Origin of the sequence: Pseudomonas sp. AOB-7 (genome assembly GCF_003696305.1) — a bacterium.
Classification (GTDB): domain Bacteria; phylum Pseudomonadota; class Gammaproteobacteria; order Pseudomonadales; family Pseudomonadaceae; genus Aquipseudomonas.
In genome coordinates this window covers 205,576-231,813 of the sequence record NZ_RFFK01000002.1, presented here as the reverse complement: position 1 = coordinate 231,813, position 26,238 = coordinate 205,576, and the positions used below count along the sequence as shown (strand labels likewise).

Below are 26,238 nucleotides of genomic sequence, written 5' to 3'. Positions count from 1 at the left end.
ACCCTCGTGCAGCGCGTGAGCCATTCAGCCAGATTCGGGGCGTATGGCCAGGACGCTCCCGGGGAGCCGGTAGAGCACCGACTCCGTCGTACTGCCAATCCACTTGTTCAGCACTCTCCGGTGAACGCGTCCCATCACCACGACATCCACCTGTTGCTCTTGAGCAAATTCGATGATGTCGGCAACCGGCTGACCGGTAATGAAGTGACGCCGCTCCTGGGGGACGTCATGCCGATCGGCCAGGGCCACGAACGATTGATGCAGCGAAGCGCGCAACTGCTCGGTGATTTCTGCCCAATCGGCCACCGCTTCGCCATCGGCGACATAAGCCGGCATGTTTTCGTGGATGTAGAGCAACTGAAACCCGGCACCACATTGCGTGGCCAGGCTGGTACCGGCTGCAATGATCTGATCGTTGAGGCCCGAGTATTGTGCATCCGGATCAGCCAGATCGACTGCCGCCGCTACCACGCGGGGTTTGGGATGGCGGGCATCGCTCACGAGGTGAAGTGGCACAGGGCAACTACGTAGCAGATGCCAGTCCAAAGGCGTGACGAAAGCCCGTTTGAGCATTGTCTCGCGCTGGATGTCCTTCACCAGCATGACCGGCTGCAACTCGCGAACCTGGCAAATGATTTCCTCGTGCACGTTCTCAGCCCAAGTTACCGAACAAGTAACCTGGAGACCCTTGCTCCTGAGGGGCTCGACTTCCTTGTCCCAACTCCGCCGCTGTTCGTTGAGCATGCTTTGACGCACCTGATTCCTGATCTCGCTCGCCAATAACGAGTAAGTCATGAAGGGCTCAACTAGAACGGCGATATGCAATGGCGTATCGCCAGCCATCGCGAGTGCGACCGCCCTTTGCAAAGCCGCGGACCTGTGCTGCTCCGTATGACCCACCAGCAGGATTCTTCGAGTTTGGTTCATGCCCCACCTCCACCTGACAAGCGCTCGATCTGACGCCACCAAGACCAACTACAGATTGCGGTTCGAGGAGCAGGAACAGATTGATGCAGGTCAATTTTCGCTGCGGAGGTGGGGCTGACTGTCCGGCAGAAAAGCATTGTTTACAGCGTCTTAGCTGTACCGTTTATCTCCTGCTAGGCGGATGCGTCATCATTCCGACGAAAGGCCGCGCCCGCTGAAATATCCTCTTATAAATTTACTATTCAGGCTTGCGAAAGGTATTCGCGATGATTGATCGTTCATCCAGTGGGCCAGAACTATCGCGCTTAGCACACCTAAGTTGTCATGACTGCTCATTGGCCCGCTTGTGCCTTCCTCTCTGCCTTGACGAGACCGATATAGGTCGCCTCGAGGGCATCATCAAACGCTCCCGGCCGCTGCATAAGAACGAATACCTGATTCGCGCAGGCGATTCGGTGCAGCATGTGTATGCCGTGCGCTCTGGAGCCCTCAAGAGCTACCTGCTCAACCCCGATGGCGCTGACCAGATCACCTGCTTTCACTTGCCGAGTGAACTCATAGGTCTCGATGCCTTGGGGGAGGAACGCTACCCCAGCTATTCTGTTGCTCTGGAAACCTCGATGGTGTGCGCAATACCCGTACACCAACTCGAGGAGCTGGCCGGTCAAATTCCAGGGCTGCGCAAACAGTTACTTCATACCCTGAGCCGGGAAATCCATGAAGAACACGAATATCGCAGTCATGCGCGTGAAAGTGCCGAACGACGTCTGGCGGCTTTTCTGCTCAATCTCTCGGCCCGTTATAGTCAACGCGGGCTCTCGCCCCTGCAATTCGTGCTGCCCATGAGTCGTGGCGACATCGGTAACTACCTGGGTATGACTACCGAAACGGTCAGTCGTCTGTTTACTCGCTTTCGTGAGTTGAAGCTAATTGCCGGCAGCGGCCACGAAGTGCATTTGCTGGATATTCAGAGGCTGTGCAGACAGGGTGATACCAGCGGTGCAAAACAGTTCTAAAACAATGGGGATGCAACCGGAACCAAGCCTCCGTTTGGCCGGTTCGCGATGATCGCCGGTGCGCTAGAAAGCCTACTCGCCAGACGTTGACTCGGGTCGATTCGCTCTCTTGACCGATGCACGGCGCCACCGACTCCTCAAACTTTCCATGTGGAAGTGCTCCATTCTCGTCTCGGATAAGCTCGGCAAGCCGGCCGGATGCCGACCATCTGCCGCTTGAGGCTCAGCTCCCGATAACCTTCAGTACCGCAGAGTCGGCACGGAACCGCTGCGCAGCGTCGTCGACTTACTGCAGCCGATGTAAGGCACTCGATGTTGCCCTCAAGTTGATCCTGATCAATCCGCCGCGCTGCCATGGGAGTACAGATTCAGCGAACCGCCGCCTCAACGGAGTACGCAACATGCCTTCGCTCTACGACACTCAGCAGACAGACGCGCGAGTCGACGAACACTGGATCGAACACTTGAACGATGGCAGCCACGTCTTGATCCGCCCGATCAGACCAGAGGATCGGGAGCGTGAAGCCAAGTTCATCCGCAATCTGTCACCCGAAACGCGCCATTTCCGTTTTCTTGGCGCGGTGAAGGAAGTCAGTCCTGCCCTCCTCGACTCTCTCCTGCAAGCCGACTACAGCCACAGAATGGCCTTTGTCGCCCTTGTTCACCAGGATGGGGAACTGATCGAGGTCGGGGTCAGCCGATATGCCTCGACCGGGGAAAACGGACAGTGCGAATGCGCGGTGACCGTTGCCGATGCCTGGCAGCATCGCGGGCTCGGCACCGCGTTGATGCGCCATCTCATCGATACTGCCCGACAGAACGGCTTCAAGCAGATGTACTCGGTAGATTCCGCAGCCAATAGCCACTTGCAGGCCCTGGCCCATGAGTTGGGCTTCCAACATGCCCGCGATCCTCAAGATGCCACACAGGTAATTCACCGCCTGGAGCTTTAGTCGGGGGCTGACGCGCGATCCTTTGATGAAGATCAAGAATCGTCCGGGCAGGCGCTACAAGATTTCTGGCAGGAAGAGATGAAATGGAGTTCGAGCAGCGAAACAGCACCCCAAGCAGGAGGACATGAAAATGGCACATCCCGTAAAGGAAGTCCCTGAAAAAGCAGCGCCACAAACCACCAGAAGCCCCGCTCTGAGCGATCCCTGGCGGCCACTGGACACCCTGCGCACTGAAGTGGATCGCCTGTTCGAGGACTTCATCCGCCCCCCTCTGAATTTCCCCTTCGGCCGCAGCTCATTCGACATCGAGCCGTTCTGGAAACGCAGCATGTCCGGATATGGCATACCGGCGGTGGACATCGCGGAAAAGGACAAGTCGTTCGAAATCACCGTCGAACTACCGGGCATGGAAGAAAAGGACATTCAGATCAGGCTCGCGAATGGCAACCTGTCCATCAGCGGCGAGAAAAAGGACGAGAAGGAAGAAACGCGTAAGGACTACCATCTCTCGGAAAGGCACTATGGCTCGTTCGAGCGTATTTTCAGCCTTCCCAAAGGCGTCGACGTGGATCACATCGAAGCGAACTTCAGCAAGGGGGTCCTGGCGATCTCCCTGCCCAAACGCCCCGAGGCAGTCAAACCGGAGAAAGTCATCCCGGTCAAGTCGCGCTGAACGCCGTTGCGCAGGCCCTGCATGCGTCAGGACCTGCGCCTCTCCCAGAGTCCCGGGCTTCGAGGAGGTGCGATCATGTTCAATGCAGCCCCTCTGCTGTTCGCTCTTCATGAAAGTCACTCCTTTGCCACCCGCGTAGCCCGGCACCTCGGATTGCCTCTCGGCACAGTGGGAGAGCATGAGTATGAGGACGGCGAGTACAAGTGCCACCCGCAGGAGGCTGTGGCCGGCAGGCGTGTCGTGGTCTTTGCAGGGCTCTACCCTGAACGCGGGCTAAGCGTGCACGACAAGCTGTGCCGCTTGCTGTTTCTCTGTTCCGCGATCAAGGATGCTGGGGCTCGACATCTTCAGGTGGTGTCCCCGTACCTTTGCTACTCACGTAAAGAGCAACGTATCCACGCACAGGATCCGGTCATCACGCGCTATCTCGCCACGCTGATGGAAGCGAGCCGCATCGACAGCCTGACGACCCTGGACGTGCACAGCAAGGCAGCCTTCGATAATGCCTTCCGCATTCCAACCCAGCATCTCGAGAGCACGCAGCTCTTTGCTGAGCACTTCATCCACGAACACCGGGGCGAGGCACCGGTGGTCGTCTCTCCAGACCTTGGCGGAATCAAGCGCACCGAGCGTTTACGCCAGGTTTTAGAGCAGCGACTGGGACGTTCGGTAGCCCGCGCCTGCGTGGAAAAATACCGCAGCGACGAGACCCTCAGCGGGAGCCTGCTGGTGGGCAGTGTCGAAGGACGTAACGTCGTCCTCGTCGACGATCTGATCAGTACCGGGTCGACCCTGATGCGCGCCGCCGAAGCCTGCCACAACGGCGGTGCCAAGTGCGTATGGGCGATGGCGACTCACGCGCTGCTCACAAGCGGCAGCGAGTCTTTCCTGAAGAGCCAGCTGTTCGAGCGGATCGTGGTCAGCGACAGCATTCCGTCTCCCAGGCTGGAGTCGTTCGTGCAGGCCGGTCGCGTCGAGGTGCTGGACACCTCCGCCGCAATCGCAGCAGCGCTGGAGAGCCATTACGCGATCGGGGATGCCGGCCGATGAACGACGCCAAGACGCACTGCCTGTACGACGCCCAGGAGCTCGATGAGGTTCTGGCATGCATGGCGCGCCAGCTGGCGGTGTTCTTCCACGGCCAGCCGTTCGCCATGGTCGGCATCCTGCGCCGGGGAGTCCCCCTGGCGACTATGCTGCAGCGGCATTACAGCAGCCAATCCGGCGAGCCGCAGCCGCCAATCTACCGACTGAAGGTTCAGCGCTATGCAGACGACCTCAGCCTTCTGCACCCGGGCACGGCGCTCACCGAAAGCCCTGAACTGGCGGCGCTGGACCTCGCCGCAACGCCCCTGCTGGTGGTTGACGATGTCCTCTACGAAGGCCACTCGCTGTTGCGCTCCTGCGCCTACCTAGCGCAATTGGGGGCACGCCGAGTACACACCGCGGTGCTGGTGGACCGTTGCGTAAGAACCCAACCGATCCAGGCAGACGTAGTGGGGATCAGGCTGCAAGTCGCGCCCGGCGATATCGTCGAGTGCCATGTGCCACCCTACGAGGCGGACTTGCGCATCGAGATTGTCCGCCACGGCCAGCATCCTCTCCCCCCCGAAGATTCCATGCCGCCTCGAACCGGTGGCAGGAACTAACGCCATGTCCATGTTCGATGAAATCCTTGAGCAGGTCCTGAAAGCCGAGATCGCGCTTTACCACGCCCGCTGCCGCCTGCAGGCCAGCACCGATGGCGAAGCCCTGCATGACCTGAGGATTCAGCTACGACGGTTGCGGAGCCTGCTGAGGCCTTTGCGCAAGATCGACTCGGTTGGGCGCCTGGACAGCGCAGCCGCTGCGGTGGGAAACCTGACCGTCCCCGTAAGAGACCTCGAAGTACTGATTAACGAATTGGAACAAAAGGGATATCGCGAGCTGGCAGCATCCAGGCAGGCTGCTCTGAGGGCATCGGTTGAGCGGGTGCTGCAAAGTCGGGCACTGGCGATACTCTTTGCCGAGCTGGATGAATGGCCAAGGTCGTTTCGCGCCGAGCGAATGGCAGGTAAGGCCAGGAACTTAGGCAAGCTGATCAGCAAACGCTTGGACAGACAGGTTCAACAATTGGCCCAAGCGCTTGGAGATCCGAAATACGATCGCCACAAACTGCGAATTCTGGCTAAGCACGCCCGCTACATGATTGATGCCTATCCGCGGCAAGCCGCGGTTTCGCAGCAGGCAGTCCGTTCGTTGAAGACCGTGCTGTCAGCACTCGGAACCTGGCATGACCTGTCCCAGTGGTGTCTCAAGGCTGCCTCCGAGCGGGATCTCCAGCCCCTGTTAGCGGGCTGGCAGAAGGCTTCGATCAGCGCCTTGCAGGATGCCGAAGCGGAGATACTCCGATTGCGCCTCAACCTGGGGCACGATAGCGGATCGGCTCATGAGCACCGAGTGTCGAGAGATCCACTCCTGCCGGTGCCTATCTCAGCCTAAGCCTGAGGGTCGCATCAACGGCTACGCCGCAACAGCTCACGCAGTTGCGTCAGACTTCGAGTATTCAACACGTCGGCGCGCTCCAGCCACCCCCGCCGAGCCTGGCCAATGCCAAAATCAAGCAGGGCGAAATCCACCAAGCGATGAGCATCCGAGGAGATGCTCAGCAACACCCCCTCATCCTTGGCGAGTCGACAATGGTATTCGTCCAGATCCAGGCGCTGCGGTTGCGCGTTGAGTTCGAGGAAGCAACCGCGCTGCCGGGCATGCCTGATCACCGCATGCATATCCAGGGCGCATGCCTCGCGCTCCAGCAGCAGACGGCCGCTGGGGTGCGCCAGGATGGTGAAATAGGCTGAGTCCATGGCCCGCAGGATACGTCGAGTTTGTTGTTTGGCAGACAGCTGCAAGTTGCTGTTCACGGCGCCTACCACTATGTCCAAGCGCGCCAGGATGCTGTCATGCAGGTCCAACTTGCCGTCGGGGAGGATGTCCACCTCACACCCCTTGAGCAGGGTCAACGAATCCAGCTCATCGTTTAATCGGTCGATCTCATCGAGCTGCCGAGCCAAGCGTCCGGCATCCAGACCATGACCGATGCTCAAGCGTTGCGAATGATCGGTGATTGCCAGGTATTCCCAACCCAAGCGCTGCGCAGCCAGAGCCATTTCACGCAGGCTGTTGCGACCGTAGCCGGCACGCGTATGGCAGTGCAGATCGCCACACAGATCAGCCGTCTCGATCAACACCGGCAGCAGGTTGCCCTCGGCGGCGGCGATCTCCCCGTTGTCCTCCCGCAACTCGGGAGCGATCCAGGGCAGGCCGAGGGCCTGGTAGGTGCCCTCCTCGGTCTCGCCGGCAAGCTGCTCGGCGCCACGGAAAACGCCGTATTCGTTGAGTTTGCAGCCCAGCGTGCGAGCCCGACGCCGCAACGCGATGCTGTGCGCCTTGCTGCCGGTCAAGTAGAGCAATGCCGAGCCAAAACTTTCCCGGCCAACTATCCGGACATCCACCTGCATGCCACTGCCCAAGCGCAGGCTGCTGCGCGTCGCGCCGGATGCCATAACCTCGGCGACCAGGGGATAAGCCAGCAGCGCATTCATAAGCTGCTGGGTATTGCCCTGGGTGCACACGACGAAATCCAGATCGCCAACGGTATCTCGACGTCGGCGCAGGCTACCGGCCACCCGTACCTGCTCCACGCCTTCCAAACCATGGATGAAGTTCAACAGGGCCTCTGCCTGAGCTTTGGCATCGATTTGCAGGTGTCGGCGCTCGCGGGCGCTCCTGATCCTCAACGCTTTGTCTAGCTGGTCTAGCAGGCGCGGCCCGAAGCCGTGCAGATGCGCCAGACGACCGCTGCGCAAGGCTTCCTGCAAGGCCGCAAGCGAGTCGACCCCCAGCTCCCGGTGTAACTGGTGAACCCGTCTCGGCCCGATATGAGGCAACTGCAGCAATTCGATCTGGCCAGCGGGAACTTCGCCATGGAGGAGCTCGAGCAGCGGGCAGCGGCCGGTAAGACTGATCGTTCGTATTTTTTCTGTCAGATCCGCGCCAATCCCCGGCAGCTTCGGCAGCGGCTTGCCAGCCCGTATCTGTGCGGTGAGTTGAGCCTCTGCGCCACGCACGCTGCGGGCGGCATTACGGTAGGCACGAATGCGGAACGGATTGGCATCTTCGAGTTCAAGCAGATCGGCTATTTCTTCAAACACATGGGCAATGTGTTCATTGTCCGGCAGCGCCCCGGCGTCTGTGCGTGGATGAGCGGGCATGATCGCGCACCTAGAAACCTTGGCTGCGCGCGCGTTCTGCGCGCATGCGACGGCCACCCGGCGGATAGCCAATGGTCAGAGTGGACCCAGCGGGCACGGTGCTATAGACGTCGCGACAGCAGTATTTGCCAAGGCGCATGACTGATCCCTCATAACCAAAGTGGAGTGACGGTCTTTAAACGATGGCAATGACAGTCACCGGCCATTTTGATTTACGTCAGCCGACCTCAACGCCGTGGATCGTTGACAGTGATGAGCGGACGAGTGGTATTCATGCAGGCATTGGACCTATCCGATCGCCAGCGCGCCTGGGGCGCAGGCGCTGCCAGGCATCGCCACAGCTCCAAGCAAGATAGCGGCAAGAACTCGATCAAGCTGCCGGTGCCCGGCGAGCAGCAGCGTCCCCCTGTGCCGGGTGACGTGCCTGACCGGTTCCAAGAACGCGCTCGACGGCGTCGGTTTCTTCCTTGGGGGGCCATGCCCAGTGTCCCAGCTGGGTGTTCCAGACCCTGTGCCTAACGTAGCGAGCGCCTTCGTACGGGCCGCCGCACTGATTTTCCCAGGGCTATCGCAGCACCGGCCGGCGTGATCAGGCGCAGGCTTGGGCGGCGCCCGGGTATACCGGCGCGAAGCCGCCGCCGGGGGTACGGAAGTTGGTGGTCTGGCCCTGGTACAGGCGTGCCGCTACCCACTGCACCTGGCCCTTGTAGACGTAGGCGCGCAAGTCGTACTTGAGCGCCGGAGCTGCATCCGACAAAGCGCGCTGCCCCGGCAGAACCAGAGCCTGGGCCACATAGTCGCCGGCCAGAATCTCCTGCCAGACCCGCTGCGTCAGCTTGTCGCCACGGTAAGCAGCGCGACTGCCATAACCGGCGCTGGGCTTGAAGAACAGCTGCTTGCGCGCGCGCCACAGACGCTCGGCGTTGCCCGCCCCCACCGCTTCGGTGGTCGGAATCGCCGCCTGCAGCAAGTCGCGGGTGGCCGGCGGCACGCCGAGCTGTTCCAGCTGACGGGCGTCGCCGAGCAGAGTCAGGTTGTGCTTGTCAGCATATAGGGCATGAGCGCGCGGATGCGGGGTAAGCAGCACAGCACCGTCCAAGTAGGCCTGACGCAAGACGCCAAGCGCCGGCGCCTGCAGGGAGAAGTCGGTTAGCCGGTTGTAGACCAGGTCGATGGCCCACTCGCCGTGCCACAGCCGCCCGTCGCGCAGCTGCAGCTCGCCCGGATCGGCAATCACCGCCTGCAGCCCGTGACGCTGGAACAGTTGCTGGAACAGCAGGAACTCCGGGTAGAGGTACTGGTGCTCGGGCGCCTGATCGACGATGGCAATGCTGAGCAGCGGGCGCGACTGCCCGGTTCGGGCCCATTCCTCGTGGAACATGGCAATTATCGCCTGCTCCAGTGCCTCGGCCTGGCGCGCCGGCGGCAATAGGCGCTCAAGGGCTGGGCAGCAAACCTTCTGTGCCCGCGCCAACAGCGCGTTGAGCATGGCGCCGCCGGCATTGCTGTTGATCTCGATCAAGCCGAAGCCTGCCTCGGTGACATGGAAGTCGTAGCCGAAGAACACGCCCCGGGCACCGGGATCGTGCCGGGCGATGACCGGCGCTCGCGCCAGTACCCGCTCGCGGTAGGTCGGCAGCGCCACCACCGATTCGACCGCGGCGATCACTTCGGCCATACGCTGCAACTGGGCAGGAGCGACGAACACCGGCTGGGCGGCGAACAGGTAGGGGCAGCGCTCGCGCACCAGGCGATATAGCTCGGGCCGGCCCAGGCTGCGCTGCAAAGCGACGCGCAGCGCCTCGTCATCGAGACTGATGCAGAAACAGCGGCTGTTCAGCGTCTCGACACTCAGCCCGGCCAGAGAAACCAGGTGCGCCAGCGACTCCTTGGAAAGGTTCTCGTCCATCGTTCGACTCCACCCATGCCGGCCCATGGCCAGGCCTATCGGGATCAACGGATCGCGCCGGACGCCAGGTAGGCGCGAATCTCCTCCGCCGCGCTGCAAGCAGTGCGCGCGACGATGGTCATGACAAAACACTAGATCAGAGGGCGCCGAGGCAAAGAGGTATCGCCAACAAGATAATTGCGGAAAAAATAGAATTGCGGACGAACTGGCGCGACCCAGAAAATCCGTAAGCACTTGATTTGAAGTGGTGCCCGAAGCCGGACTCGAACCGGCATGCCATTGCTGGCGAGGGATTTTAAGTCCCCTGCGTCTACCGATTTCGCCATTCGGGCGGTAGCGCTGCGCTGAAGGGCTGGACTATATACAGCGCCTACAGCAGCCGCAAGGCATGGGGATTGCCTTGGGGTAATAAAAAAGCCTCGTAAATCATGGATCTACGAGGCTTTTTGAATTGGAGGCTGAGGTCGGAATCGAACCGGCGTTCACGGATTTGCAATCCGGTGCATAACCACTCTGCAACTCAGCCTTAAATCAAACGAGCCGCCGTGGCGACTCGTGTAAAACTGGAGCGGGAAACGAGACTCGAACTCGCGACCCCGACCTTGGCAAGGTCGTGCTCTACCAACTGAGCTATTCCCGCTTGTCTTGGTGACGGGCGCCATTCTATAGAATCGAATCGCCGCGTCAACCCTTTGATTCAAAAATACTTATTTCTTTTCCGAGGTGGTGCGCAGGTGCGGCCAGGCGGCCAGCAGGTACTGCAGCATCGACCACAACGTCAGCACTGCGGCGATGATCAGCAGGGCATAACCGAGCAATACCCAGAAGGTGAATTGCGGCGGATTGGCCAGCAGGATCACCAGCGCCACCATCTGCGCCGCGGTTTTCCATTTACCCAGATTGGACACCGCCACATGCGCGCGCGCACCCAGTTCGGCCATCCATTCGCGCAGCGCGGAGACCACGATCTCGCGTCCGATGATGGTCGCCGCGGCCAGGGTCAGCCACAGGTTGGAGTGCTCGGCGGCCAGCAGCACCAGGGCCACCGCCACCATCAGCTTGTCCGCCACCGGGTCGAGGAAGGCGCCGAACGGCGTGCCCTGCTCCCAGCGCCGTGCCAGATAGCCGTCCAGCCAATCGGTCACGGCGGCGATGGCGAAGACTGCGCTGGCGGCCCAGTAGCTCCAGGAAAACGGCAAGTAGAACAGCAGGATGAAGACCGGGATCAGCAGAACCCGGAGCACGGTAAGCAAGTTGGGGATATTCATCGGCACAACTGGGCTGCGAGGTGAGCGGGCATTCTACTCGCTGTGCAAGGTGGCATAAATCAACTCGGCGAGCTTTTTGCTGATTCCCGGCGCCTTGGCGATTTCCTCGGCGCTGGCGCGGGACAGTTCCTGCAGGCCGCCGAAGTGGTTGAGCAGCTCGCGCCGGCGCTTCGGGCCGACGCCAGCCACCTCCTCCAGGCTCGAGGTGCGCCGCGCCTTGCCACGCCGGGCGCGGTGGCCGGTGATGGCGAAACGGTGCGACTCGTCGCGAATCTGCTGAATCAGATGCAGCGCCGGCGAGTTGCCCGGCAGGGTGAATTCGTGCTCGGCATCGTTCAGATAGAGCACCTCCAACCCCGGCTTGCGCGTGGTGCCCTTGGCCACGCCGAGCAGGACCAGGTCGGGCACCGCCAGCTCCTGCAGCACCTCGCGAGCCATGGCCAGTTGGCCCTTGCCGCCATCCACCAGCAGCACGTCCGGCAGCTTGCCTTCGCCGTCCTTGAGCTTGCTGAAGCGCCGGGTCAGCGCCTGATGCATCGCCGCGTAGTCGTCGCCGGCGGTGACGCCCTCGATATTGAAGCGGCGGTAATCGGATTTGAGCGGGCCTTCCGGGCCGAACACCACGCAGGACGCCACCGTCGCCTCGCCGCTGGAATGGCTGATATCGAAGCACTCCATGCGCTGCGGCGGCTCGTCCATCTGCAGCACCGTGGCCAGCGCCTCGAAGCGCTCGGCCAGATGCTGACGATTGGCCAGACGCGCGGCCAGCGCCTGCTCGGCATTGGTCACCGCCAGTTGCTGCCAGCGCGCGCGGGTGCCGCGCACGCGATGGCTGATGCTCAGGCTGCGCCCGCGCAAGGATTCGACCGCCTCGATCAGGGTGGCGAAATCCTCGTGCTGCACGTTGACGATCAGCTCGCTCGGCAGGTCGCGCTCGACATTGCCCAGGTAGTACTGGGCGAGGAAGGCCATCAGCACGTCGCCGCCCTCCTCCTCGATCGCCACCTGAGGGAAGAAGTTCTTGCTGCCCAGCACCCGGCCACCGCGCACGCTGATCAGGTGCACGCAGGCGCCGCCGGGATTGAGCATCACCGCGATCACGTCGACGTCGCCGCTGCCGCCTTCCATGCTCTGCTGATCCTGCACCCGGCGCAGCAGGGCGATCTGATCGCGCAGCTCGGCGGCGCGCTCGAACTCCAGGGCCATGGCGGCCTTTTCCATGCCGGCGGAAAGTTCGTCGCTCAGGGCGTTGCTGCGCCCTTCGAGGAACATCACCGAGTGGCGCACGTCCTCGGCGTATTCCTCGGGCGTGACCAGGCCGACGCAAGGCCCCTTGCAGCGCTTGATCTGATACTGCAGGCATGGCCGCGTGCGGTTCTTGTAGTAGCTGTCCTCGCACTGGCGGACGAGGAAGGTCTTCTGCAGCAGGCTGAGGCTCTCGCGGATCGCCAGCGCACTGGGATAGGGGCCGAAGTAGCGCCCCTTGGCCTTCTTGGCGCCGCGATGGATGCCCAGGCGCGGGAAGTCGCCGTCGGAGAGAAACACGTAGGGATAGGACTTATCGTCGCGCAGCAGGATGTTGTACGGCGGCCGCCATTCCTTGATCAGGGTCTGCTCGAGCAGCAGCGCCTCGGTCTCGTTGGCGGTGATGGTGGTTTCGATTTGCGCGATGCGCGCCACCAGGGCGGCGGTCTTGGGCGCCTGGCCGGTCTTGCGGAAATAGCTGGCCAGGCGTTTCTTCAGGTTCTTCGCCTTGCCGACGTAGAGCAGCTTGGCCTCGCCGTCGAACATGCGATAGACGCCGGGGCGACCGCTGCAGGTCGCCAGGAAGGCACTCGAATCGAAGGGGGCGGACATCTTCAGCTGACGGCGTCGACCATGCCGTGGCGCACCGCGAGCAGCGCCAACTCGACGTCGCTGGTGATGGAGAGCTTCTCGAAGATGCGGTAGCGGTAGGTATTGACCGTCTTCGGCGACAGGCACAGCTTGTCCGAGATGTTCTGCACCTTGTGGCAGTTGGCAATCATCAACGCGATCTGGATCTCGCGCTCGGACAGCAGGTCGAACGGCGAGCCGTTGCTCTGCGGCTGGAAGGACTTCAGTGCCAGTTGTTGGGCGATCTGCGGGTCGATGTAGCGCTGGCCGGCGAACACCAGGCGGATGGCCTGGACCATCTCCTCCAGCGCCGCGCCCTTGGTCAGGTAACCGGCGGCGCCGGCCTGCAACAGGCGCGTGGGGAAGGGATCTTCCTCGCATACGGTGACGGCGACGACCTTGATGTCGGGATGGCTGCGCATCAGCTTGCGCGTGGCTTCCAGGCCGCCGATGCCGGGCATCTTGACGTCCATCAGCACCACGTCCGGCTTGAGCTCACGCACCTTGAGCAGGGATTCTTCCCCGGTGCAGGCCTCGCCCACCACCTGCAGGCCGTCGATGTCGGCGAGCATGCGCGTAATGCCTGTGCGAACCAGATCGTGGTCGTCGACCACCAGCACCCTAATCAATCGGCCACCTCGTTGCACCTTGTCAGCCACCGCGTACGCGGTGAGGTTGAACTTGTCGGTCACCTTAGCAAAAAGCCAAGGCCTGACCTAGCTTGGCGCACGGCAGTCAAAAAGCAAGCGCCAGATAAAGATCAGAAATTGCGTCAAGGCAAAAGGAATTGGCGGAGGCGGTGAGATTCGAACTCACGGATAGTTGCCCATCGACGGTTTTCAAGACCGTTGCCTTAAACCACTCGGCCACACCTCCGCTGCAGTGCGGGCGGCAATCTTACCGGAACGCAACACACTGTCAAACTCTGCGCCTTGGCACTGCGCCGGGCTCTGCTATGATCGGGAACATTCGAATATCGGAACCCTTGTGCCACAGGAGCGTCGCCATGCAAGAGCAAGACTACGTACTCAATCACTCGCAGGCCGAGCAGCTGGAAGTCAGCCGCGTCCTGCGCAATACCTACGGCCTGCTGGCCATCACCCTGGCCTTCAGCGGCCTGGTCGCCTTCCTCAGCCAGCGCGCCAACCTGCCCTACCCGAACTTCTTCGTGGTGCTGATCGGCTTCTACGGCCTGTTCTTCCTCACCTACAAGCTGCGTGACTCGGCCTGGGGCCTGGTTTCCACCCTGGCGCTGACCGGCTTCATGGGCTACACCCTCGGGCCGATCCTCAACCGCTACCTGGGCATGGCCAACGGCGCCGAGGTGATCAGCTCGGCCTTCTCCATGACCGCGCTGGTATTCTGCGGCCTGTCCGCCTATGTGCTGACCACCCGCAAGGACATGAGCTTCCTCAGCGGCTTCATCACCGCCGGCTTCTTCGTCCTGCTCGCCGCCGTGCTGGCCAGCTTCTTCTTCCAGATCAGCGGCCTGCAACTGGCCATCAGTGCCGGCTTCGTGCTGTTCTCCTCGGTCTGCATCCTCTATCAGACCAGCGCCATCATCCATGGCGGCGAGCGCAACTACATCATGGCCACCATCAGCCTGTACGTGTCGATCTACAACCTGTTCGTCAGCCTGCTGCAGATCTTCGGCATCATGGGCGGCGACGACTGATCCTTTTCGTCCCCCTTCAAGCCCGCCTCGGCGGGCTTTTCTTTGCGCGCTTGTTGGCGCAAAGCCCGCGCCCACCAAGACACCGTCAAGGACTCTTTGTCTGCCATGCGCCCCTGGCCTTATCATTGCCGTCAGTTTGCCTCGCCGGACGCTCCATGAAATTCGCCATCGCCCTGTTCGCTGCGCCCCATCTGCCCGCCTCCCGCCGCGCCCTGCGTTTCGCCCAGGCCGCCCTGGCCGGCGGCCACGAGATCGTGCGCCTGTTCTTCTACCAGGACGGCGTGCACAGCGCGGCCAGCAACGTGGTCAGCCCGCAGGACGAGCTCGACCTGCCGCGGGAATGGCGCGAGTTCGTCAGCGAGCACGGGCTGGACGCCGTGGTGTGCATCGCCGCCGCCCTGCGCCGCGGCGTGCTCGATGCCGATGAGGCGCAGCGTTACGCACGGCCGGCGGCCAACCTGCAGGCGCCCTGGGAGCTGTCCGGCCTCGGCCAGTTGCATGAGGCGGCGCAGCAGGCCGACCGCCTGATCTGCTTCGGAGGCCAGTAATGAGCAAGTCGCTGCTGATCATCAGTCGTCAGGCGCCCTGGAGCGGCCCCGGTGCCCGCGAGGCACTGGACATCGCCCTGGCCGGCGGCGCCTTCGACCTGCCCATCGGCCTGCTGTTTCTCGACGATGGCGTGTTCCAGCTGGCCGCCGGCCAACAGCCCGGGGCCGTGCAACAGAAGGATCTCGGTGCCAACCTGCAGGCCCTGCCGCTGTTCGGCGTGGAGGCGCTATATGCCAGCGCCCGCAGCCTGAGCGAGCGCGGCCTCGACGATGCCGAGTTGCAGCTCGCGGTGCAGCGCCTGGACGACGGCGCACTGACCAGCCTACTCGACCGCTACGACCAGGTGATCACCCTCTGATGGCCACCCTGCATATCCTCTCTCACTCGCCCTTCGCCGACAGCCGCCTGGTCAGCTGCCTGCGCCTGCTCGGCGCGAACGATGCCCTGCTGCTCACCGGCGATGCGCTCTACGCGCTGCAGCCAAACACCGCCAACCTGCAGGCGCTGCAACTGCTGCCGAGCGGCATCGCCCTCTATGCGCTGGACGAAGACCTCGCTGCCCGCGGCCTGACGGCGCCCGAACGGGTGCAGGCGGTGGATTACCCCGGTTTCGTCGAACTGTGCAGCCGTTACGCCAAGGTCAACAGCTGGTTATGAACGTCCTGAACCTCGACGGCCGTGAAATCGCCCTGGACAAGGACGGCTACCTGGTCGACCTGCAGGACTGGTCCGAGCCGGTCGCCGAGGCCCTGGCCGCGGCCGAAGACCTGCCACTGAGCGCCGAGCACTGGGAGATTCTCCAGCTGCTGCGCGCCTTCTACGCCGAATTCCAGCTGTCGCCGGCCAACCGCCCGCTGATCAAGTACGTGGCCCTCAAGCTGGGTCCGGACAAGGGCAACAGCCTGCACCTCAACCGCCTGTTCAAGGGCACCCCAGCCAAACTGGCGGCCAAGCTCGCCGGCCTGCCGAAACCGACCAATTGCCTATGAACCTGATCACTCCCGCCGAACACCCCTTCGCCCAGTTCGTGCGCATCCTCGGCAAGGGCAAGCGCGGCGCGCGCAGCCTGACCCGCGAGGAAGCCCGCGAGGCCATGGGTCTGCTGCTCGACGGCAAGGCCGAGGACACTCAGTTGGGCGCCTTCCTCATGCTGCTGCGGCACAAGGAGGAAAGCGCCGAGGAACTGGCCGGCTTCACCGAGGCGGTGCGCGCGCGCCTGGCAACGCCTGCCATCGATGTCGATCTGGACTGGCCGAGCTACGCCGGCAAGAAGCGGCATCTGCCCTGGTACCTGCTGGCGGCCAAGGCGCTGGCCGCCAGCGGCGTGCGCATCTTCCTGCATGGCGGTGGCGCGCATACCGCCGGCCGCCTGTACTGCGAGCAGTTGCTGCAACCACTGGGGATTCCCCTGTGCCGCGACTGGTCGGCGGTGGACGCCGCCCTGCAACAGCACCGCCTCGCCTACAGCCACCTGGGCGACTGGATGCCAGCGCTGCAGCGCATGATCGACCTGCGCAACACCCTCGGCCTGCGCTCGCCGATTCATTCCCTGGCGCGTGTGCTCAATCCGCTCGGCGCACGCTGCGGCCTGCAGAGCATCTTCCATCCCGGCTACCAGGCGGTGCACCGCGAGGCCAGCCAGCTGCTCGGCGATCACGCCATAGTGATCAAGGGCGAAGGCGGCGAGATCGAGGTCAATCCCGATGCCGCCTGCCACCTCTATGGCACGCAGGACGGCCAGGCCTGGGACGAGGAATGGCCGGCGCTGTCGGCGCAGCGCCACGTCAAACCGGAAAGCCTGCAGCCCGAACAGCTGCTCGTCTTCTGGCGCGGCGAGCGCGAAGACGCTTACGGCCGTCTGGCGGTGATCGCCACCATGGCCCTGGCACTGCGCGGCCTGGGGCTGCCGCGCGAGCAGGCGTTCGCCGAAGCCGAGCGACGCTGGAGCCGCCGCCTCCAATCGAACTGATCGAAGGGTTCAACCGGTTTTTTCCACCTTTCCATCGAGCCTCTGGCGCTAGACTCCAGATTCATTCGAAACGGAGGAAGGCGCGATGGGCTTGTTGATCGATGGACGCTGGCACGACCAGTGGTACGACACCGGGGACAGCGGTCGCTTCCAGCGCGAGAACGCCCAGCGCCGCCACTGGATCACCGCCGACGGCAGTGCCGGGCCGAGCGGCGACGGCGGCTTCAAGGCCGAGGCCGGACGCTACCACCTCTACGTGTCGCTGGCCTGCCCCTGGGCCCACCGCACGCTGATCCTGCGCAAGCTCAAGGGGCTGGAGCCACTGATCGAGGTTTCGGTGGTCGGCTGGCTGATGCGCGAGCATGGCTGGACCTTCGACCGCGCCTTCGGCTCCAGCGGCGACCGCCTCGATGACCTGCGCTACCTGCACCAGCGCTACACCGCCGACGACCCGCACTACAGCGGCCGGGTCACGGTGCCGGCGTTGTGGGACAGGCACACCGGCGGCATCGTCAGCAACGAATCGGCGGAGATCATCCGCATGTTCAACTCCGCCTTCGATGAGCTGACCGGCAATCGCCTGGATTTCTATCCCGAAGCGCTGCGCGAGCGCATCGACCAGCTCAACGAGCGCATCTACCCGGCGGTGAACAACGGTGTCTACCGTGCCGGCTTCGCCACCACTCAGGAGGCCTATGAGGAGGCCTTCGACGAACTGTTCGCCGCCCTCGACGAGTTGGAGGCGCTACTGGCCGAGCAACGCTACCTGGCCGGTGTGTACCTGACCGAAGCCGATATCCGCCTGTTCACCACGCTGATCCGCTTCGATGCCGTCTACCACGGGCATTTCAAGTGCAACCTGCGGCGCCTCGAGGACTATCCGAACCTGTCCAACTGGCTGCGCGAGCTCTACCAGTGGCCAGGGATCGCCGAGACGGTGGACTTCACCCATATCAAGTCGCACTACTACGCCAGCCACGCCAGCATCAACCCGACCGGGGTTATTCCGAAGGGGCCGAAGCTGGACTTCAATCACCCCCATGATCGCCAACGCTTGCCGGGCAAGGGCGTGTTCCAGCGCTAGGAATAGGCTGATTCGCGGCTGAAGCCGCCCCCGGGAGAAGCCACCATCCGGCAGGGTGGATCGCGCTTTATCGATCCACTCTGACAGGAGTAACGGTGGATGCAGAAGACCTCATCCACCCTGGGTGCTGAGCACAAACGCGCCCCGCTCAGACGTCGCTCTGCGCCCCTTCGAACCAGGCCAGCTTGTCGCGCAACTGCACCACCTCGCCGACTATCACCAGGGTCGGCGCATGCACCTCATGCTCGGCCACCAACTGCGGCAGGCTCGCCAGGGTACCGGTGAACACCCGCTGGTTCTGCGTGGTGCCCTGCTGGATCAGCGCCGCCGGGGTGGTGGGCGCACGGCCATGGGCGATCAGTTGCTCGCAGATGCCGGCCAGCCCCACCAGCCCCATGTAGAACACCAGGGTCTGGTTGGGCGCCACCAGATCCTGCCAGGCCAGGTCGCTGCTGCCGTCCTTGAGGTGGCCGGTGACGAAGCGCACCGACTGCGCATGGTCGCGATGGGTCAGCGGGATGCCGGCATAGGCCGCGCAGCCGGAGGCGGCGGTGATACCCGGCACCACCTGGAAGGGAATGCCCTCGGCGGCCAGCTGCTCGATCTCCTCGCCGCCGCGGCCGAAGATGAAGGGATCGCCGCCCTTCAGGCGCAGTACCCGCTTGCCCTGGCGGGCCAGGTCGATGAGTAGCTGGTTGATCTGCTCCTGCGGCACGGCGTGGTCGGCGCGGCGCTTGCCGACGTAGATGCGCTCGGCGTCGCGGCGGCACAGCTCGATGATGGCCGGCGCCACCAGGCGGTCGTAGAGCACCACATCGGCCTGCTGCATCAGGCGCAGGGCGCGGAAGGTCAACAGGTCGGGATCGCCCGGACCGGCGCCGACCAGGTACACCTCGCCCAGCGCCCGCGGTGCGGCGCCAGCCAGACGCGCTTCAAGCAGACGCTCGCCCTCCTCCGGCTTGCCGGCGAACACGCTTTCGGCCACCTGGCCCTGGAAGACGTCCTCCCAGAACACCCGGCGCTGCTGCACATCGGGGAACAGCTGCTTGACCCGCTCGCGAAAGCGCTTGCCCAGGTTGGCCAGCTGGCCATAGGTGGCCGGAATCCAGGTCTCGATCTTGGCGCGGATCAGCCGCGCCAGCACCGGCGCGTCGCCGCCGCTGCTGACCGCGACGATCAGCGGCGAACGGTCGACGATGGCCGGGAAGATCACGCTGCACAGTGCCGGCGCGTCCACCACGTTGACCGGAATCCCCAGTGCCTGGGCCTGCACGGAAATCTGCGCGTTGAGCGGCTCGTCGTCGGTGGCGGCGATCACCAGGGCCACGCCCTGCAGGTCGCTGGCCTGGTAGCCACGCAGGAAGATACCGGCCGGTCCTGCCAATTCCTGCAGCTCGCTGCGGATCTCCGGCGCGACGACGCGCAGACGGGCGCCGGCGTCGCTCAGCAGGCGCGCCTTGCGCAGGGCGACTTCGCCACCGCCGATCACCAGCACCGGGCGATCCTGCAACTTGTGGAACAGCGGAAGGAACTGCATCAGATCAGCCTCGTAAGAGGTAGTAAGGCGAGCTTAGTAGGGGGCACCATGCGCACCCTACGCGCGACGATCATCGTCCGGCATTCCGCCTAAAAAACGGGGTGGCCGCGCCACCCCTATTCTGCACCGGCTCAGCCGATCACTTCGATGCCGCCCATATAGGGCTTGAGCACCTCGGGCACGCGGATGCTGCCGTCGGCCTGCTGGTAGTTCTCCAGCACGGCCACCAGGGTACGCCCCACCGCCAGCCCGGAGCCGTTGAGGGTGTGCACCAGCTCCGGCTTGCCGGTTTCCGGGTTGCGGTAGCGCGCCTGCATGCGGCGGGCCTGGAAGTCGCCGCAGTTGGAGCAGGAGGAAATCTCGCGGTATTTGTCCTGGCTCGGCACCCAGACTTCCAGGTCGTAGGTCTTCACCGCGGAGAACCCCATGTCGCCGGTGCACAGGGCCAGCTTGCGGTATGGCAGCTCGAGCAGTTGCAGCACGCGTTCGGCGTTGGCGGTCATGCCTTCCAGCGCCTCGAAGGACTTGCTCGGCTCGACGATCTGCACCATCTCCACCTTGTCGAACTGGTGCTGGCGGATCATGCCGCGGGTATCGCGACCGGAGGCGCCCGCCTCGCTGCGGAAGCAGGGGGTGTGGGCGACGAACTTCAGCGGCAGCTGCTTGGCGTCGAGGATCTCACCGGCGACGATATTGGTCAGCGACACCTCGGCGGTGGGGATCAGGTAGAAGTCCGCCTCGCCTTCGCGGGCGATCTTGAACAGGTCTTCCTCGAACTTCGGCAGCTGGCCGGTGCCCTGCAGGGCCGGGGCCTGCACCAGGTACGGGGTGTAGGCCTCCTCATAGCCGTGCTCGCCGGTATGCAGGTTGATCATGAACTGCGCCAGGGCGCGGTGCAGGCGGGCGATGGGGCCGCGCAGCAGGGCGAAACGGGCGCCGGAGAGCTTGGCGGCGGTCTCGAAATCCAGCCAGCCGTGCTGCTCGCCGAGGGCGACGTGATCCTTGACCGCGAAATCGAAGCTGCGCGGGGTGCCCCAGCACGATACTTCGACGTTGCCGTCCTCGTCTTCGCCGACCGGCACCGACTCGTGCGGCAGGTTGGGAATGTTCAGCAGCAGGTTGTCCAGCTCGTTCTGGATGGCATCGAGTTCACGCTTGCCCGCTTCCAGGTCACTGCCCAGCTGGTCTACTTCGGCCAGCAGCGGCGCGATGTCCTCGCCGCGCGCCTTGGCCTGGCCGATGGCCTTGGAACGGCTGTTACGCTCGGCCTGCAGTTGCTCGGTGCGCACCTGCACCGCCTTGCGCTGACTCTCCAGGGCCTCGAAGCGGGCGACGTCGAGGACGAAGCCTCGCGTGGCGAGGCGCTCGGCGATTTCGGTGAGTTGCGTGCGGACAAGTTTGGAATCGAGCATATTCGGGTCTCAAGACAACGGCGAAATGGTGGTGGCCAGCAGTGTGGCGCGGGTTGTGGAGTGTAAAGCCTTAGCGGGTCAGGATGCCAATCGGGCCAGGCTCAACCCGGCCCAGGCCGCCAGCAGGCCGCCGATGATGCTGAACGCCAGGTAGCCGAAGGCTTCGACGGCGCGACCGCCCTCCATCAGCTTCAACATCTCCAGACTGAAGGAGGAAAAGGTGGTGAAGCCGCCCAGCACTCCGGTAATCAGCCCGGTGCGCAGCTCCAGCGGCAGATCGCTGCGGGTGAGAAACAGGCCGGACAACAGGCCGATCAGCAGACAACCGAGGAGGTTCACCGCGAAGGTAGCCAGGTAGAAATGCCGCGGCCAGTGACCGGCGACCCAGCTCGCGACCAGAAAGCGCATAACCGAACCGGCCGCGCCCCCCAGGGCCACGGCAAGCGCCACGCGAACCATCATTTTCGCCGCCGCCTCGGACTGCTGGCGTCCAGATTGCGCAGGTGCTTGAGCTTGTCGCGAATCTTCAGCTCCAGGCCACGCGGTACCGGGTCGTAGTACTGGCGCGGTTGCAGCGCCTCGGGGAAATAATCCTCGCCGGCGGCATAGGCATCCGGCTCGTCATGGGCGTAGCGGTACTCGTCGCCATAGCCGAGCTGCTTCATCAGCTTGGTCGGCGCGTTGCGCAGGTGCAGCGGCACTTCCTGCGAGCCCTGTTCGGCGGCGTCGCGCATGGCCGCCTTGAATGCCGTGTACACCGCGTTGCTCTTCGGCGCGCAGGCCAGATAGACGATGGCCTGGGCCACCGCCAACTCGCCCTCGGGACTGCCCAGACGCTCCTGCACGTCCCAGGCGTTGAGGCACAGGGTAAGGGCCCGCGGGTCGGCATTGCCGATGTCCTCGCTGGCCATGCGCACTACCCGCCGGGCGATATACAGCGGGTCGCAGCCGCCATCGAGCATGCGCGCGTACCAGTACAGCGCGCCGTCGGGACTGGAGCCGCGCACCGACTTGTGCAGCGCGGAAATCTGATCGTAGAAGGCCTCGCCGCCCTTGTCGAAGCGCCTGCGGCTGTCGCCCAGCAGGTTCTGCAGCAGCTCCACGCCGATCTCGCCGCCATCCTCGGCCAGGTCGGCGGCGTTCTCGAGGAAGTTGAGCAGGCGCCGGCCGTCGCCGTCGGCGGCGGCCAGGAGGATCTGGAAGCTCTCCTCCGGCAGGCTCAGGTTACGCCCGGCCAGGCCCTTCGGCTCGCTCAGCGCACGGCCCACCAGCTTGCGCATCGCCGCCTCATCGAGACTCTTGAGCACGTAGACGCGGGCGCGCGACAGCAGCGCGTTGTTCAGCTCGAAGGAGGGGTTTTCCGTGGTGGCGCCGATAAAGATCAGCGTGCCGTCTTCCACATAGGGCAGGAAGGCGTCCTGCTGGCTCTTGTTGAAGCGGTGCACTTCGTCGACGAAGAGGATGGTGCGCCGGCCATACTGGGCGGCGTGCTGCTGGGCCACCTCCACCGCCTGGCGGATCTCCTTGACCCCGGAGAGCACCGCAGAAATGGTCTCGAAGTGCGCATCGGTGACCTTGGCCAGCAACCGTGCCAGGGTGGTCTTGCCCACGCCCGGCGGCCCCCAGAAGACCATCGAGTGCAGGGCGCCCTGCTCCAGCGCCTCGCGCAGCGGCTTGCCCGGGCCGAGCACGTGTTCCTGGCCGACGTACTCGTCCAGGCTGGTCGCGCGCAGGCGCGCGGCCAGGGGTTGTGCGACGGGTTGCCGACCGAACAGGTCCACGCCTTACTCCTGAATGACGTCCGCCCCTTGCGGAATGTCGAAGCTGAACAGGTGATCTTCGACCGGCTCGTTCATCTTCACGTTGAGGAACAGGATATTGGTGCGCTGGCCGATGCTGTCGATCAGCTGCATGTCGTTGAGCACGCGGTTGCGGAACGACAGGCGCAGGCTGTCGAACAGGCTGTCCTTGGCCTTGGGCTTGAGGATGAAGTCGACCACGCTGCCGCCTTCCTTGTAGCTGATCTCGAAGTTCTCGCGGATCTGCGACACGTCGCCGGACAGCAGCAGCGCCGGGGTATGGGTCAGGCGCTGGTCGAGAGTCTGGATGGTCACCTGCTCCAGGTCCGGGTCGTACAGCCAGACCTTCTGGCCGTTGGACACCAGCAACTGCTCCATCGGCTCGTCGGTGTGCCAGCGGAACAGCCCTGGACGCTTGAGCACCAGCTGCCCGGCGGTTTCCTGCAGCTGGGTGCCGCTGGCGTCGAGGGTGAGCTGGGAGAAACGGGCACTGATGGTCTGCGCCTGGTTGAGCAGTTCGGTCAGGCGCTGGGTGGCCGCCTCTTCGTCGGCCTGGGCGGTCAGCAGGGTGAAACTCAGAGCGGCCAGCATCAGCAGGCGGATAACACGCATATAAACCCCTTGAAGGATGGCGGGACGTCCACGCCCCGCATTGCTCGGCCGCCGCTGGGGCCGCCGTGGAATCTTGTAGACCGCGAATCCGCCGATTTGTCCGCGGCCGCCGCGCTCAGCGGTTGTGAAGAAATCGTAGCGAGCGAAGGCAGGTCGCGTTTCGCCGGAACGCAGTAGATTTATTCACAACCTCTCAGTCGCGCGACGGCCCGGGCGCGATCACCTCGCGCGAGCCGTTGGTGTTCATCGAGCTGACCACGCCGGCCATCTCCATCGCCTCGATCATCCGCGCGGCGCGGTTGTAGCCGATCTTCAGCTTGCGCTGCACCGCGGAAATGGAGGCGCGGCGGCTTTCCAGGACGAAGTTGACCGCTTCGTCGTACAGCGGATCTTCCTCGCTGCCCTCGCCGCCTTCGCCACCACCGCCGCCGCCCTCGAAGCCGCTGCCGGCCTCTTCGACGCCGGCGAGGATGTCTTCGATATAGTCCGGCGCGCCGCGCTGCTTCCAAGCCTCGACGACGCGGTGCACCTCGTCGTCGGAGACGAAGGCGCCGTGCACACGGATCGGCAGGCCGGTGCCGGGCGGCAGATAGAGCATGTCGCCATGGCCGAGCAATTGTTCCGCGCCGCCCTGGTCGAGGATGGTTCGCGAGTCGATCTTGCTCGACACCTGGAAGGCCATGCGGGTGGGGATGTTGGCCTTGATCAGGCCGGTGATCACGTCCACCGAGGGACGCTGGGTGGCGAGGATCAGGTGGATGCCGGCGGCGCGCGCCTTCTGCGCGATACGGGCGATCAGTTCTTCGACCTTCTTGCCGACGATCATCATCATGTCGGCGAACTCATCGACCACCACGACTATGGTCGGCAGCGGCTTGAGCTGCGGCGCCTCGTCTTCCATGCTCTCGCGGCGATACAGCGGGTCGGTCAGCGGCGTGCCGGCCTCGATGGCGTCCTTGATCTTGCGGTTGAAGCCAGCCAGGTTGCGCACGCCCATGGCCGCCATCAGCTTGTAGCGGCGTTCCATTTCGGCGACCGACCAGCGCAGGGCGTTGGCGGCTTCCTTCATGTCGGTGACCACCGGGCAGAGCAGGTGCGGAATGCCCTCGTAGATCGACAGCTCCAGCATCTTCGGGTCGATCATGATCATCCGCGCCTCTTCCGGCGTGGACTTGAACAGGATCGACAGGATCATCGCGTTGACCCCCACCGATTTACCCGAGCCGGTGGTACCGGCCACCAGCAGGTGCGGCATCTTGGCCAGGTCGGTGATCACCGGGCGACCGCCGATGTCGTGGCCCAGGGCCAGGGTCACCGGCGACTTGGCATCGTCGTACTCGGGCGACGACAGCACCTCGGAGAAGCGCACGATCTGCCGGTCTTCGTTGGGAATCTCGATGCCCACGGTGGTCTTGCCGGGGATCACCTCGACCACACGCACGCTGACCATGGCCATCGAACGCGCCAGGTCCTTGGCCAGGTTGGAGATGCGGCTGACCTTCACCCCCGCCGCCGGCTGGATCTCGAAACGGGTGATCACCGGACCGGGATGCACGGATTCGACCACCACCTCGACGCCGAACTCCTTGAGCTTGATCTCCAGTAGGCGCGACATGGCCTCCAGCGACTCAGGCGAGAACTGCTTCTGCTTCTTCTCGGCGACGTCGAGAATGGAAATCGGCGGCAGGCTGCCTTCGATGGCCGTGTCGACGAACAGCGGCGCCTGTTTTTCCTTGAGCACGCGCTTGCTCGGCTCGGCCGCCTTGGGCGGCGCGGGCGGGGTGATCACCGGCGCCGGGCGTTTCTCGCGCTCGCTCATGTGCTTGCTCAGGGATTCTTCGCGCTCGAGCAGGCGCTCCTTGACCTTGGCCTGCTCGCGGCGATCGCTGACCACCGGCGCGGCCACCTCGCTGACCCGCTCGTCCAGCTCGCGCAGCTGCACTTTCATCTGCTTGCGTTCGTTGCGCGCGTTCCACCAGCCGGTGATGGCGCCGTTGATCAACTCGATCAGGTCCAGGGTGATCTTGCCGGTCAGGTCCATCACGCGGAACCAGGACAGGTCGGTGAACACGGTCAGGCCGAACAGGAACAGCGCCAGGAACAGCAAGGTGCTGCCCTGCACGTTCAGCGCGTGCACGGCCAGGTCGCCGAGGCTGGCGCCGAGCATGCCGCCGCCGGAGCCCTGCATGCCGGCCGCGGCCGTGAAATGAATGTCGCCGAGCGCCGCGCCGGACAGGATCAGGAATACCAGGCCGATGCTGTGCCAGGAGAACAGCCAGCCGTTCCAGTGCCAGGGCTGGTTGCGCGTGCGGAACACCTGCCAGGTCTTGATGCCCAGCAGCAGCGGGAAGATGTAGGCGAAATAGCCCAGGGCGCCGAACAGCGCGCTGGACAGCCAGGCGCCGATGCTGCCGCCGGCGTTGAGAATGCGCTCGACCTGCACGCTGTTGTCCCAGGCCGGATCGGCGACGTTATAGGTCAGCAGCGTCATCAGCAGGTACAGGCACAGCGCCGCCAGGGCAATCAATGCGCCCTCCTTCAGTCGATACTGAAGTTTCTGCCGCCAGTCCGGAATCTGCGTGGTGGAATTCTTCAAAACAGCCATTTCCTGCGCCCCTGGCGCGTCCATCTGATGGTTAACCGCAGAACGCGGACATTGTACGGATTTACCCCAGGCCCGTCGCCCACCGGCCAATCGCCAAGCTCCCGCACCCGCCCCGCTTCGGT

The 26,238-nt window shown here is 63.8% G+C and carries 25 protein-coding genes and 4 tRNA genes; 13 read left to right on the top strand and 16 right to left on the bottom strand.

All coding sequences use genetic code 11. The features are described from left to right. Positions 1-24: 24 nt before the first annotated feature. Positions 25-927, bottom strand: coding sequence for a universal stress protein (locus EA796_RS05485; RefSeq protein ID WP_122107836.1), 903 nt, complete (start codon positions 925-927; stop codon positions 25-27). A gap of 266 nt (positions 928-1,193) precedes the next feature. Between EA796_RS05485 and fnr the strand changes: the two genes are divergently transcribed. From fnr to EA796_RS05455, 6 genes are all read left to right on the top strand, one after another. Continuing rightward, positions 1,194-1,943 carry a fumarate/nitrate reduction transcriptional regulator Fnr gene (fnr, locus tag EA796_RS05480; RefSeq protein WP_082457864.1) on the top strand — a complete coding sequence of 250 codons (750 nt, stop codon included), beginning with the start codon at positions 1,194-1,196 and terminating at the stop codon, positions 1,941-1,943. Positions 1,944-2,344: 401 nt separating this feature from the next. Beyond that, positions 2,345-2,896: a GNAT family N-acetyltransferase gene (locus tag EA796_RS05475; protein ID WP_122107835.1), complete on the top strand. Its 552-nt coding sequence runs from the start codon at positions 2,345-2,347 to the stop codon at positions 2,894-2,896. A 130-nt stretch (positions 2,897-3,026) separates the two neighbouring features. Continuing rightward, the gene (locus EA796_RS05470) at positions 3,027-3,569 is read left to right on the top strand and encodes an Hsp20/alpha crystallin family protein (protein ID WP_122107834.1); all 543 of its coding nucleotides are present in this window, start codon (positions 3,027-3,029) and stop codon (positions 3,567-3,569) included. A gap of 75 nt (positions 3,570-3,644) precedes the next feature. Beyond that, positions 3,645-4,619, top strand: a complete 975-nt coding sequence (locus EA796_RS05465) for a ribose-phosphate pyrophosphokinase (RefSeq protein WP_122107833.1) — start codon at positions 3,645-3,647, stop codon at positions 4,617-4,619. After that, on the top strand, positions 4,616-5,218 hold the full coding sequence (locus tag EA796_RS05460; protein WP_122107832.1) for a phosphoribosyltransferase family protein: 603 nt from the start codon (positions 4,616-4,618) through the stop codon (positions 5,216-5,218). The genes EA796_RS05465 and EA796_RS05460 overlap by 4 nt, the downstream gene beginning before the upstream one ends. 4 nt (positions 5,219-5,222) lie before the next feature. Continuing rightward, a complete protein-coding gene (locus EA796_RS05455) occupies positions 5,223-6,050 on the top strand; it encodes a CHAD domain-containing protein (RefSeq protein ID WP_158603084.1) in 828 nt (275 codons plus the stop codon). Between the two features lie 14 nt (positions 6,051-6,064). Here EA796_RS05455 and polX read toward each other — a convergent pair whose 3' ends face one another. From polX to EA796_RS05410, 9 genes are all read right to left on the bottom strand, one after another. Then, entirely contained in the window at positions 6,065-7,822 is a 1,758-nt protein-coding gene (gene polX / locus EA796_RS05450) for a DNA polymerase/3'-5' exonuclease PolX (protein ID WP_122107830.1), read from the bottom strand. A gap of 589 nt (positions 7,823-8,411) precedes the next feature. Continuing rightward, positions 8,412-9,731 carry a hypothetical protein gene (locus EA796_RS05445; RefSeq protein ID WP_122107829.1) on the bottom strand — a complete coding sequence of 440 codons (1,320 nt, stop codon included), beginning with the start codon at positions 9,729-9,731 and terminating at the stop codon, positions 8,412-8,414. A 245-nt stretch (positions 9,732-9,976) separates the two neighbouring features. After that, positions 9,977-10,063, bottom strand: a tRNA-Leu gene (locus EA796_RS05440). Between the two features lie 120 nt (positions 10,064-10,183). Beyond that, a tRNA-Cys gene (locus EA796_RS05435) sits at positions 10,184-10,257 on the bottom strand. A 38-nt stretch (positions 10,258-10,295) separates the two neighbouring features. Next, a tRNA-Gly gene (locus tag EA796_RS05430) sits at positions 10,296-10,371 on the bottom strand. Between the two features lie 67 nt (positions 10,372-10,438). Next, the gene (gene pgsA, locus EA796_RS05425) at positions 10,439-10,999 is read right to left on the bottom strand and encodes a CDP-diacylglycerol--glycerol-3-phosphate 3-phosphatidyltransferase (protein WP_122107828.1); all 561 of its coding nucleotides are present in this window, start codon (positions 10,997-10,999) and stop codon (positions 10,439-10,441) included. 33 nt (positions 11,000-11,032) lie between these two features. Then, positions 11,033-12,856 (bottom strand): excinuclease ABC subunit UvrC, encoded by a 1,824-nt coding sequence (gene uvrC, locus EA796_RS05420; protein WP_122107827.1) that lies wholly within the window; start codon positions 12,854-12,856, stop codon positions 11,033-11,035. 2 nt (positions 12,857-12,858) lie between these two features. Beyond that, positions 12,859-13,503 (bottom strand): UvrY/SirA/GacA family response regulator transcription factor, encoded by a 645-nt coding sequence (gene uvrY, locus EA796_RS05415; RefSeq protein WP_031302763.1) that lies wholly within the window; start codon positions 13,501-13,503, stop codon positions 12,859-12,861. Between the two features lie 159 nt (positions 13,504-13,662). After that, a tRNA-Ser gene (locus EA796_RS05410) sits at positions 13,663-13,750 on the bottom strand. A 130-nt stretch (positions 13,751-13,880) separates the two neighbouring features. On the opposite strand from EA796_RS05410, the gene EA796_RS05405 reads away from it, so the two are divergent. From EA796_RS05405 to EA796_RS05375, 7 genes are all read left to right on the top strand, one after another. Further along, positions 13,881-14,549 carry a Bax inhibitor-1/YccA family protein gene (locus EA796_RS05405; RefSeq protein WP_122107826.1) on the top strand — a complete coding sequence of 223 codons (669 nt, stop codon included), beginning with the start codon at positions 13,881-13,883 and terminating at the stop codon, positions 14,547-14,549. A gap of 155 nt (positions 14,550-14,704) precedes the next feature. Then, positions 14,705-15,097 carry a sulfurtransferase complex subunit TusD gene (gene tusD / locus EA796_RS05400; RefSeq protein ID WP_021442552.1) on the top strand — a complete coding sequence of 131 codons (393 nt, stop codon included), beginning with the start codon at positions 14,705-14,707 and terminating at the stop codon, positions 15,095-15,097. After that, on the top strand, positions 15,097-15,456 hold the full coding sequence (tusC, locus tag EA796_RS05395) for a sulfurtransferase complex subunit TusC (RefSeq protein WP_122107825.1): 360 nt from the start codon (positions 15,097-15,099) through the stop codon (positions 15,454-15,456). Before tusD ends, tusC begins: the two co-directional genes overlap by 1 nt. Continuing rightward, positions 15,456-15,755 carry a sulfurtransferase complex subunit TusB gene (gene tusB / locus EA796_RS05390; RefSeq protein ID WP_122107824.1) on the top strand — a complete coding sequence of 100 codons (300 nt, stop codon included), beginning with the start codon at positions 15,456-15,458 and terminating at the stop codon, positions 15,753-15,755. Before tusC ends, tusB begins: the two co-directional genes overlap by 1 nt. Beyond that, the gene (locus tag EA796_RS05385) at positions 15,752-16,087 is read left to right on the top strand and encodes a TusE/DsrC/DsvC family sulfur relay protein (protein ID WP_021442555.1); all 336 of its coding nucleotides are present in this window, start codon (positions 15,752-15,754) and stop codon (positions 16,085-16,087) included. Before tusB ends, EA796_RS05385 begins: the two co-directional genes overlap by 4 nt. After that, positions 16,084-17,067 carry a glycosyl transferase family protein gene (locus tag EA796_RS05380; RefSeq protein ID WP_122107823.1) on the top strand — a complete coding sequence of 328 codons (984 nt, stop codon included), beginning with the start codon at positions 16,084-16,086 and terminating at the stop codon, positions 17,065-17,067. The genes EA796_RS05385 and EA796_RS05380 overlap by 4 nt, the downstream gene beginning before the upstream one ends. A gap of 85 nt (positions 17,068-17,152) precedes the next feature. Then, the gene (locus EA796_RS05375) at positions 17,153-18,151 is read left to right on the top strand and encodes a glutathione S-transferase family protein (RefSeq protein ID WP_021442557.1); all 999 of its coding nucleotides are present in this window, start codon (positions 17,153-17,155) and stop codon (positions 18,149-18,151) included. Positions 18,152-18,299: 148 nt separating this feature from the next. Here the strand turns inward: EA796_RS05375 and cysG are convergent, their stop codons facing one another. The 6 genes from cysG to ftsK all read right to left on the bottom strand — a co-directional run bounded on the left by cysG (position 18,300) and on the right by ftsK (position 26,116). Continuing rightward, the gene (gene cysG / locus EA796_RS05370; RefSeq protein ID WP_021442558.1) at positions 18,300-19,688 is read right to left on the bottom strand and encodes a siroheme synthase CysG; all 1,389 of its coding nucleotides are present in this window, start codon (positions 19,686-19,688) and stop codon (positions 18,300-18,302) included. A gap of 131 nt (positions 19,689-19,819) precedes the next feature. After that, positions 19,820-21,100 (bottom strand): serine--tRNA ligase, encoded by a 1,281-nt coding sequence (gene serS / locus EA796_RS05365; RefSeq protein ID WP_122107822.1) that lies wholly within the window; start codon positions 21,098-21,100, stop codon positions 19,820-19,822. A 78-nt stretch (positions 21,101-21,178) separates the two neighbouring features. Further along, entirely contained in the window at positions 21,179-21,559 is a 381-nt protein-coding gene (gene crcB, locus EA796_RS05360) for a fluoride efflux transporter CrcB (RefSeq protein WP_031302765.1), read from the bottom strand. After that, positions 21,559-22,881 carry a replication-associated recombination protein A gene (locus EA796_RS05355; RefSeq protein WP_122107821.1) on the bottom strand — a complete coding sequence of 441 codons (1,323 nt, stop codon included), beginning with the start codon at positions 22,879-22,881 and terminating at the stop codon, positions 21,559-21,561. The genes crcB and EA796_RS05355 overlap by 1 nt, the downstream gene beginning before the upstream one ends. A gap of 3 nt (positions 22,882-22,884) precedes the next feature. Continuing rightward, positions 22,885-23,511 (bottom strand): outer membrane lipoprotein chaperone LolA, encoded by a 627-nt coding sequence (gene lolA, locus EA796_RS05350; protein ID WP_021442562.1) that lies wholly within the window; start codon positions 23,509-23,511, stop codon positions 22,885-22,887. A gap of 193 nt (positions 23,512-23,704) precedes the next feature. Beyond that, positions 23,705-26,116 (bottom strand): DNA translocase FtsK, encoded by a 2,412-nt coding sequence (gene ftsK / locus EA796_RS05345; RefSeq protein WP_371921457.1) that lies wholly within the window; start codon positions 26,114-26,116, stop codon positions 23,705-23,707. Positions 26,117-26,238 lie beyond the last annotated feature (122 nt).

What these genes read in the sequence shown, in the direction of transcription:
- lolA (WP_021442562.1), bottom strand. Translation starts at nt 23,511, where the DNA reads ATGCGTGTTATCCGCCTGCTGATGCTGGCCGCTCTGAGTTTCACCCTG.
- fnr (WP_082457864.1), top strand. Translation starts at nt 1,194, where the DNA reads ATGATTGATCGTTCATCCAGTGGGCCAGAACTATCGCGCTTAGCACAC.
- ftsK (WP_371921457.1), bottom strand. Translation starts at nt 26,116, where the DNA reads ATGGCTGTTTTGAAGAATTCCACCACGCAGATTCCGGACTGGCGGCAG.
- tusC (WP_122107825.1), top strand. Translation starts at nt 15,097, where the DNA reads ATGAGCAAGTCGCTGCTGATCATCAGTCGTCAGGCGCCCTGGAGCGGC.
- EA796_RS05470 (WP_122107834.1), top strand. Translation starts at nt 3,027, where the DNA reads ATGGCACATCCCGTAAAGGAAGTCCCTGAAAAAGCAGCGCCACAAACC.
- EA796_RS05385 (WP_021442555.1), top strand. Translation starts at nt 15,752, where the DNA reads ATGAACGTCCTGAACCTCGACGGCCGTGAAATCGCCCTGGACAAGGAC.
- EA796_RS05375 (WP_021442557.1), top strand. Translation starts at nt 17,153, where the DNA reads ATGGGCTTGTTGATCGATGGACGCTGGCACGACCAGTGGTACGACACC.
- uvrC (WP_122107827.1), bottom strand. Translation starts at nt 12,856, where the DNA reads ATGTCCGCCCCCTTCGATTCGAGTGCCTTCCTGGCGACCTGCAGCGGT.
- EA796_RS05460 (WP_122107832.1), top strand. Translation starts at nt 4,616, where the DNA reads ATGAACGACGCCAAGACGCACTGCCTGTACGACGCCCAGGAGCTCGAT.
- polX (WP_122107830.1), bottom strand. Translation starts at nt 7,822, where the DNA reads ATGCCCGCTCATCCACGCACAGACGCCGGGGCGCTGCCGGACAATGAA.
- EA796_RS05475 (WP_122107835.1), top strand. Translation starts at nt 2,345, where the DNA reads ATGCCTTCGCTCTACGACACTCAGCAGACAGACGCGCGAGTCGACGAA.
- cysG (WP_021442558.1), bottom strand. Translation starts at nt 19,688, where the DNA reads ATGCAGTTCCTTCCGCTGTTCCACAAGTTGCAGGATCGCCCGGTGCTG.
- crcB (WP_031302765.1), bottom strand. Translation starts at nt 21,559, where the DNA reads ATGGTTCGCGTGGCGCTTGCCGTGGCCCTGGGGGGCGCGGCCGGTTCG.
- tusD (WP_021442552.1), top strand. Translation starts at nt 14,705, where the DNA reads ATGAAATTCGCCATCGCCCTGTTCGCTGCGCCCCATCTGCCCGCCTCC.
- EA796_RS05455 (WP_158603084.1), top strand. Translation starts at nt 5,223, where the DNA reads ATGTCCATGTTCGATGAAATCCTTGAGCAGGTCCTGAAAGCCGAGATC.
- EA796_RS05380 (WP_122107823.1), top strand. Translation starts at nt 16,084, where the DNA reads ATGAACCTGATCACTCCCGCCGAACACCCCTTCGCCCAGTTCGTGCGC.
- serS (WP_122107822.1), bottom strand. Translation starts at nt 21,100, where the DNA reads ATGCTCGATTCCAAACTTGTCCGCACGCAACTCACCGAAATCGCCGAG.
- tusB (WP_122107824.1), top strand. Translation starts at nt 15,456, where the DNA reads ATGGCCACCCTGCATATCCTCTCTCACTCGCCCTTCGCCGACAGCCGC.
- EA796_RS05465 (WP_122107833.1), top strand. Translation starts at nt 3,645, where the DNA reads ATGTTCAATGCAGCCCCTCTGCTGTTCGCTCTTCATGAAAGTCACTCC.
- EA796_RS05445 (WP_122107829.1), bottom strand. Translation starts at nt 9,731, where the DNA reads ATGGACGAGAACCTTTCCAAGGAGTCGCTGGCGCACCTGGTTTCTCTG.
- EA796_RS05405 (WP_122107826.1), top strand. Translation starts at nt 13,881, where the DNA reads ATGCAAGAGCAAGACTACGTACTCAATCACTCGCAGGCCGAGCAGCTG.
- pgsA (WP_122107828.1), bottom strand. Translation starts at nt 10,999, where the DNA reads ATGAATATCCCCAACTTGCTTACCGTGCTCCGGGTTCTGCTGATCCCG.
- EA796_RS05485 (WP_122107836.1), bottom strand. Translation starts at nt 927, where the DNA reads ATGAACCAAACTCGAAGAATCCTGCTGGTGGGTCATACGGAGCAGCAC.